Origin of the sequence: Mesorhizobium sp. M1D.F.Ca.ET.231.01.1.1, assembly GCF_003999155.2 — a bacterium.
Lineage (GTDB): Bacteria > Pseudomonadota > Alphaproteobacteria > Rhizobiales > Rhizobiaceae > Mesorhizobium.
In genome coordinates, this window is sequence record NZ_RZOZ02000137.1 from 1 (window position 1) to 343 (window position 343).

The 343-nt window shown below is 58.9% G+C and carries 1 protein-coding gene; it reads left to right on the forward strand.

Annotation, left to right across the window (positions count from 1 at the left end; all coding sequences use genetic code 11):
* Positions 1-16: 16 nt before the first annotated feature.
* Positions 17-343: substrate-binding domain-containing protein (locus tag EN874_RS32650; RefSeq protein WP_348631836.1), on the forward strand; the 327-nt coding region annotated here is incomplete at its 3' end.

Consider the following 343-nt stretch of genomic DNA (forward strand, 5'->3'; position numbering starts at 1 on the left):
GTCGGCTCATCCCGAGATTACACTATATTTCTCGCATTACTCCAACATGACGCGCGGCATCGTTCAGGCACTAGAAGCGGCGGGCAAGCTGGGAACGGTGAAGGTGTTCGACGCTGGCGGCACGGCGTGGGCAAAACAAGCGGTCAAGGCCGGTACCATCGATTTCACGACCGCTCTCTATCTTCGTTCCAATGCCGCCGCTTCGATCGAGGCTATCGCCGCGGCGCAACGCGGGGAACCTGTCCCGCGAGTTATCCAAAACGAAGGCAAGCCGATCACCAAAGGTGCGCTGGTCCAGTTCATCGATTCCTCAAACGTCGATGCCTACCAGCCAGAGGCCGAC